The sequence below is a fragment of the Streptomyces sp. NPDC052012 genome (assembly GCF_040689265.1).
Lineage (GTDB): Bacteria > Actinomycetota > Actinomycetes > Streptomycetales > Streptomycetaceae > Streptomyces.
This window is the reverse complement of sequence record NZ_JBFAXA010000014.1, coordinates 1-5072: the sequence shown is the minus strand read 5'-3', so window position 1 is coordinate 5072 and position 5072 is coordinate 1. Positions and strand designations below refer to the sequence as shown.

The window sequence follows — 5072 nt, the reverse complement described above, 5'->3', positions numbered from 1 at the left end:
GAACCCTCAGCCGCACTACGCGCCCGGCGCGGCGACGACGTGGACGTCGGCTCGGCACCCCCGGCCGCACCCGCCGCCTGGCTCGCCGAACCCTCCGAGGCTGTGCGGGTGCGGCGGACCGGGCGGTCGGTCGCTGTGCGGGCGGCGGCGCCGGCGGCTGCCCTGCCCGCGCCGCGGGCCGGGCGGGCGGGGGCGGGCGGGAGCTGGCCCTTCAGCGGGCCCCACTCGTTGGGGTCGGGGACGCCCGGGGGCAGCATCTGGCGGCGCTTGGGGCCGCCGTGTTCGGACTCGCCCGGTTCCTTGGCGCCCGGCCAGGCCTTGGCCACCCGGGCTGCGAGGACGAAGTCCTTGCGGAGGGGGTGGCCTTCGAAGCCCTCGGGGAGAAGGAGGTGGTCGAGGGCCGGGTGGCCGGTGAACTCCACGCCGAACATCTCGTGCGTCTCGCGCTCGTGCCAGGCCGCGCCCGCGTAGACGCCGACGGCGCTGGGCAGGGTCGGGGCCTCGTGCGGGACGGTCGTACGGAGCAGCAGGCGTCGTACCGGGGCGAGGGCCGCGACATGGGCGGTGACACGGAAACCCGTGCCGGGTTCGTCGACCGCGCTGAGCCAGTCGAAGAACGTGCAGCCGAGACGGTCGCGGGCGGTCTCCAGCGCGGTGATCCAGGCGGCCGGGGGCACATCGACGGTCAGGACGTCGTACGACTCCTCGGCCGTGGCGTCCGTACCGAACAGCTCCTCGACGGCGGCGGGGAGCCAGCCGATCGTGGTCATCGGGCGCCCTCCACGTCCGCGCGCGGCACGGCACCGGACTCCCCAGGCTCCGGCGGCTTCACCAGCCCGCTCTGCAACGCCGCGGCCGAGGGACGCTGAGCGGCGGTCCCGTACCGCTCCCCCAGCGACTCCCGCGCGATCTTCTCCTGGAGCTTGAGGATGCCCTGGAGCAGCGCCTCGGGCCGGGGCGGGCAGCCGGGGACGTAGACGTCGACCGGGATGATCTGGTCGACGCCCTTGGTGACCGAGTAGGAGTCCCAGTAGGGGCCGCCGCAGTTGCTGCACGCGCCGAAGGAGATGACGTACTTCGGCTCGGGCATCTGCTCGTAGAGGCGCTTCACCGCCGGGGCCATCTTGTCCGTGACCGTGCCGGAGACCACCATCAGGTCGGCCTGGCGCGGTCCCGGCGCGAAGGGGATGACGCCGAGGCGGATGAAGTCGTGGCGGGCCATCGACGCGGCGATGAACTCGATCGCGCAGCAGGCGAGGCCGAAGTTGAAGACCCAGAGCGAGTAGCGGCGTCCCCAGTTGAGGACCACCTTCATCGGCTCGGGCGCGAGGCGCGCGAGCGCGCCCAGCCGCTTCGGCTCGGGCAACAGGACAGGCTCGGGGGTCACGTCCATGTCAGGACGCCCTTCTTGTATGCGTAGAGCAGGCCCACGGCGAGGAAGCCGAGGAAGATGAACATCTCCACGAGGGTGGTCGCGCCGTAGCCGTCGGCGGCGAACACGGTCGCCCAGGGGAAGAGGAAGATCGAGTCGACGGCGAAGATCACGTACAGGAACGCGTAGACGTAGTAGCGGACCTGGGTGTGGGCCCAGCCCTCACCGACGGGGTCGACGCCGCACTCGTACGTCAGGAGCTTCTCGGGCGTGGGGACCACGGGCCGCAGCAGGCGTCCCGCGCCGAAGGCGACGGCGACGAACAGCACGCCGACGACGGCGAGCAGTCCGACGACCGAGTAGGCCTGGAAGTAGTCCGCCGCGACGACGACGGTGGATTCCCGCACGTCCGCCCCTCACTCCCGCTCTGGTGTCCCTGATCCGTGCCTGGTGAACGCAACCGTTCGACGATCTGTACGCAGGGGAGTCTAGGCCCTGATAAAGGCACGGTAAGCAGCCCGTCGCCGCTCGGCATGCGGGGGTGGGGTTTTCCTCAGTGGATGTCGGCGGCCGACCTCATGGCGCGGGCCCTTCGCGCCGGGCAGGCTGATGCCCATGACCGAACGCATCCCGCCCCGGGACACGCACACGAGCGCGGCGATCCCGGCGCCGGCCGGCGCCGGAGACGGCCCGCCGTCACCCCGCTTCGCCTACGACCGGCACACGTGGAAGGAGATCGCCCACCTGCTGGCGAACTTCCCGCTGTCCCTGGTGGGCTTCGTCTATGTGGCGACGGTCCTGTTCACCGGTCTCGGGCTGACCGTCACGGTGATCGGTTTCCCGCTGCTCGCGCTCGGGCTGATGGGCGCGCGGCAGCTGGGCAGGATGGAGCGGGCACGGGCCAGGGCGCTGCTCGGGGTGCGGGTGGACGAGCCGAGCCGGCTGGCGTTGCGCGGCTCCGGCGGGTTCTGGCTGCGGCTGTGGCTGGCGGTGAAGGACCCGGTGGCCTGGCGTTCGGTGCTGTACGAGTTCATACGGCTGCCGTGGGGCGTCCTCACCTTCGCCATCACGCTCACCTCGCTGTTCGTGCTGTGGCCGGTGCTGCCGTTCATCGCGCGGGGGCTGACCAACGCAGACCGGGCCATGGTGCGCGGGCTGCTGTCGCCGTCCGACGAACTGGAGCGGCGGATCGCCGAGCTGGAGTCCGACCGGGGTGTGGTGGTGGACACGGCCGCGGCCGACCTGCGGCGCATCGAGCGCGATCTGCACGACGGGGCGCAGGCCCGCCTGGTGAACCTCGCGATGGGCCTCGGCCTGGCCAAGGAGAAGCTGCTGGAGGACCCCGACGCGGCGGCGGCGATGGTCGAGGAGGCGCACGGCGAGGTGAAGCTGGCGCTGCAGGAGCTGCGCGATCTCGCCCGGGGCATCCACCCCGCGGTCCTCACCGACCGCGGCCTGGACGCGGCCCTGTCCTCGGTGGCCTCCCGCTGCACGGTCCCGGTGAAGGTGACGGTCGACCTCGCGGAGCGCCCCGCCGCGGCGATCGAGGGCATCGCGTACTTCACCGTCTCGGAGCTGCTGCAGAACGTGAGCAAGCACAGCGGGGCCCGGACCGCCTCGGTCGATGTGTGGCGTTCGGAGAGCCGGCTGCTCATACAGGTGTGGGACGACGGCAGAGGCGGCGCGAGCCTCGACGCCGGTACGGGCATGCGGGGTCTCGCGGACCGGCTGGACGCGGTGGACGGCCTGTTCGTCCTGGAGTCGCCGGAGGGCGGCCCGACGACGGTGACGGCGGAGCTGCCCTGGCGGGACCGGGAGACGGCCGGGTGAGGACTGCCGCGCGGGGGTGGGGATAACCCCCCGTCCAAGACTGCGACGGACTCCATGGCCCCGCGACCTGCACCGGAGCAGGCTGAGGGTACGACAGCACAGCCCCGGACGAGGAGAAGGACGACGCCGATGGCCACGGACTACGGAGCGGGCTACGGGCTCGACGCGAACACGCAGGAGCGCCGGCACCGGCTGCCGGCCGCGCTGCGGGCACCGGTCGAGGGGCGCACCTGGCGCGAGCTGGGCTACGTGCTGCTGAGCCTGCCGATCAGCATCCTCCTGTTCACGTACGCGGTCACGATGGTGTCGCTGGGCGCGGGCCTCCTCGTCACCTTCCTCGGCGTCCCGGTCCTGGCCGCGGCCCTCGCCGGCTGCCGGGGTTTCGGCATGCTGGAGCGGGCACGCGCACGGGGCCTCCTGGGCCTGGACGTGGGTGAGCCGGAGCCGCTGCGGATGAAGCGACAGGGCTTCATGGCGTGGATCGGAGCGGTGCTCAAGAGCGGAGCGTCCTGGCGTTCTCTCCTCTACGCGGTCCTGCATCTGCCGTGGGCGGTGTTCGCCTTCACCGTCTCGGTCACCATCTGGTCGATCGGCTGGTCGCTCCTGACCTATCCGCTGTGGTTCTGGGTCTTCCCGATGTACGCGGGCCAGGACGGCATCCAGCTCTACGGCGACGAGCACCACCGGATCTATCTGGACAACCCCTTCGAGATCACGGTGACCGCGCTGGTGGGGCTGCTGTTCACCATGGCCACGCCGTGGATCGTGCGGGCGCTGACGACGGTGGACCGGGTGATGGTGCACGGGCTGCTGGGACCGTCACGGCTCGCGACCCGGGTGGTGGAGCTGGAGTCGGACCGCGGGGTCGTGGTGGACACGGCGGCGGCGGACCTGCGGCGCATCGAGCGGGATCTGCACGACGGGGCGCAGGCCCGGCTGGTGGCCCTCGCGATGGACCTGGGTCTGGCGAAGGAGAAGCTGCGGGAGGACCCGCAGGTGGCGGCGCGGATGGTGGACGAAGCGCACGGCGAGGTGAAGACGGCGCTGCAGGAGCTGCGCGATCTGGCCCGGGGCATCCACCCCGCGGTCCTCACCGACCGCGGCCTGGACGCGGCCCTGTCCTCGGTGGCCTCCCGCTGCACGGTCCCGGTGCAGGTGGAGGTGGACCTGACGGAACGCCCGGCGCCGGCCATCGAGGGAATCGCGTACTTCACGGTCTCGGAGCTGCTGCAGAACATCAGCAAGCACGCGCGGGCTACGTCGGCGGCCGTCGAGGTGTGGCGCGCCGGGGACCGGCTGATGTTGCAGGTGGTGGACAACGGGGTCGGCGGGGCCGAGGTGAGCGGGGGCTCCGGGCTGGCGGGGCTGGCCGAACGGCTCGACGCGGTGGACGGTGTGCTGGTGGTGGACTCACCGGTGGGCGGTCCGACGAGGGTGACGGCGGAGCTGCCGTGGCGTGTGGAGCGTACGCACTGAGTCCGGGCGCGTGACAGGGGGTGGGTCACACGGCCCGGCGCCGTCCAGGCCCCCGGCGTCGGGGCTGGCCGGGGGTGGGTCCGCTCGCCCGCGCTGGCGGGGTGCCGCTGCGCCCACCCGTGCCGCCCCAGCGGCACGACTGCCCGCAGCTAGGCGGGATCGACGGCCCCGCAGCCAGGCGGGATCGACGGCCCCGCAGCCAGGCGGGATCGACGCCCCAGCAGCTAGGGCGCAAATGCGGGCCGCAGCCGCCCGCGGCGGGCGGGCCCAGCGCAGCGTGGGCGTGGCGCGCACGCACGCGGCGGGGAGGGGACGGGGCGGTGGTGTCCGCCCGCAGCGGCCGGCGCGTCAACACCCCCCGCTTCTCGAGTCGACCGATTCCGCGCCAGACCGA

At 72.8% G+C, this 5072-nt stretch carries 5 protein-coding genes; 2 read left to right on the top strand and 3 right to left on the bottom strand.

Annotation, left to right across the window (positions count from 1 at the left end; genetic code table 11):
* From AB0412_RS21890 to AB0412_RS21880, 3 genes are all read right to left on the bottom strand, one after another.
* Nucleotides 1–770 (bottom strand): NADH-quinone oxidoreductase subunit C (locus AB0412_RS21890; protein WP_366404259.1); only part of this gene is annotated, 770 nt, incomplete at its 3' end.
* Nucleotides 767–1393, bottom strand: coding sequence for an NADH-quinone oxidoreductase subunit B family protein (locus AB0412_RS21885; protein WP_366404258.1), 627 nt, complete (start codon nucleotides 1391–1393; stop codon nucleotides 767–769). The genes AB0412_RS21890 and AB0412_RS21885, both read right to left, overlap by 4 nt.
* Nucleotides 1384–1779: an NADH-quinone oxidoreductase subunit A gene (locus AB0412_RS21880; RefSeq protein WP_366404257.1), complete on the bottom strand. Its 396-nt coding sequence runs from the start codon at nucleotides 1777–1779 to the stop codon at nucleotides 1384–1386. Before AB0412_RS21880 ends, AB0412_RS21885 begins: the two co-directional genes overlap by 10 nt.
* Nucleotides 1780–1987: 208 nt before the next feature.
* Between AB0412_RS21880 and AB0412_RS21875 the strand changes: the two genes are divergently transcribed.
* Together AB0412_RS21875 and AB0412_RS21870 are read left to right on the top strand one after the other, a co-directional pair.
* Nucleotides 1988–3202, top strand: a complete 1215-nt coding sequence (locus AB0412_RS21875) for a sensor domain-containing protein (protein WP_366404256.1) — start codon at nucleotides 1988–1990, stop codon at nucleotides 3200–3202.
* A gap of 129 nt (nucleotides 3203–3331) precedes the next feature.
* On the top strand, nucleotides 3332–4678 hold the full coding sequence (locus tag AB0412_RS21870; RefSeq protein ID WP_366404255.1) for a sensor domain-containing protein: 1347 nt from the start codon (nucleotides 3332–3334) through the stop codon (nucleotides 4676–4678).
* The last annotated feature ends 394 nt before the right edge of the window (nucleotides 4679–5072 follow it).

What these genes read in the sequence shown, in the direction of transcription:
- AB0412_RS21885 (WP_366404258.1), bottom strand. Translation starts at nt 1,393, where the DNA reads ATGGACGTGACCCCCGAGCCTGTCCTGTTGCCCGAGCCGAAGCGGCTG.
- AB0412_RS21870 (WP_366404255.1), top strand. Translation starts at nt 3,332, where the DNA reads ATGGCCACGGACTACGGAGCGGGCTACGGGCTCGACGCGAACACGCAG.
- AB0412_RS21875 (WP_366404256.1), top strand. Translation starts at nt 1,988, where the DNA reads ATGACCGAACGCATCCCGCCCCGGGACACGCACACGAGCGCGGCGATC.